Annotated in this window: 1 protein-coding gene and 1 pseudogene; both read right to left on the reverse strand. The window is 33.7% G+C overall.

Features of this window, described 5'->3' with window-relative positions; translation table 11 throughout:
• Positions 1-213: 213 nt before the first annotated feature.
• The gene (locus tag QZ506_RS15705) at positions 214-1,365 is read right to left on the reverse strand and encodes a hypothetical protein (RefSeq protein WP_291972318.1); all 1,152 of its coding nucleotides are present in this window, start codon (positions 1,363-1,365) and stop codon (positions 214-216) included.
• 146 nt (positions 1,366-1,511) lie between these two features.
• A pseudogene (locus QZ506_RS15710) lies at positions 1,512-1,596 on the reverse strand (lipoprotein); the annotation flags it as partial.

A 1,596-nucleotide genomic window follows, 5' to 3' on the forward strand; every position in this document is an offset into this window, starting at 1 on the left:
CTCCGATGATTACCCAAAAGTTCTATTTATTCAACAAAGCCTGAAAATGCTTGTCATCTCAGGTGTACACTTTTCTCATGAGGCCTAACTGCATGATTTTACGTTGCGAGGATCCGTCGTTTCGCTGGGCTGCCAGCATAATATCTATTTATTCAACAAAGCCTCCCTATTATTCAACAAAGCCGCGTTATGACTAATTTTGAACACAACGTGTTATTTAAGATTTAAGCGTACTTTTTTAACATGCTGATATGCCAATGGATAGTTTTTACTATTCTCTAAAATAAAATCATCTATTTCTTTGAGTAATTCTGATTTATCAATATTTGTTTTATCTACTTTTGCGTAAATATCACCATTTATTGGTCCTTTATGATATTTATTAGATGGGGTTTCTGATGAATAAAATTGAATATCTTCATAAATAGGTTGATTGATTTGATTATATGGCCCTGAATATATTTGTTCATCGTTTTGGTCATATGGTTTTGAATATATAAGCTTGTTATTCAATTCATAGGGATTGGCATAGATATTTAAATCATTGAATTCCTTTATCTCATTATTAAATTCTTTGGCAAGATTTCCTTGTGTATTTCTTTTTATTTCGTTAATTGATTGAGCAAAATGATAAATCCATTCATTTTCTGTTCCTATTACATTAGTAATATCCAAGCCATCAATAGATTCTAGCGAGGAACGTTGTGTAGAATAATAATCAAAACATTTCATTTGTAATGAAACCCATTTTTGGGCTAAATGCTGATTAATACCCATTTCTTGCTTTGTTTCTTCATGCAATAAATGCAGGTCCACTCTTCCCTGATTAGCTAAACAAACTCCCTCTAATTTATTTTTCCCATCATCATATTTTACTTGATTTAAAGCTACATCGAGACCTTCACGGATAACAGTATTGTAGTCTAATAACTCACTATTATTAGTTAATTCTCTTTCTTTTAAAGAATAAATATCTTTTTCAGTGTTCCCATAAACCAATGCGCGTTCACCCATGACATCTTTAATGGAAAAAGAAAAAGTATATGCTCCATATTCGTTTGGAGTAATAGATGCCTGAAATCTGTCCTGATAAACAGGATGTGCCATTTCCTTAAGTTGGTAAAACGCAGTCACTTTTTTTAAGATGGATTCAGTATCAAGTTCATCATTGTTATGTGTTAGCTCATAAATTTTTTCCAGCGCTTCACTTGTGTTGGTTCCACAAAACCAATCTTTAATTTTTTCCCATATGCCAACATGTGCAGCTTCTTCTTTTGATGAACTATTAATAGCGCGTTGGACATCTTCATGGCTAAGCGTTCTATTGAATAGAAATGAAGAATTACCTTGAATAGAAAGTGACATAATATTGCTCCTTTTCTGATCGTGACTCAAATTTATAGTTATTTAAACAGATTATCCATCTGCGCAAATCGGTCAAACAGCTGATAATTTCGGCTTTGTTGAATAAATCAGAACTTGTAACGACTGCGCCCCATACGGGTCGATTGTTACGTGATGCGAATACTGTTCGGCATTCCTAATAGCGTGATCCGGTTAAGCGCTTTGACCATGGCCATGGCTTCACCCACCTGA

Origin of the sequence: Candidatus Symbiopectobacterium sp. (genome assembly GCF_020054415.1) — a bacterium.
GTDB lineage: Bacteria > Pseudomonadota > Gammaproteobacteria > Enterobacterales > Enterobacteriaceae > Symbiopectobacterium.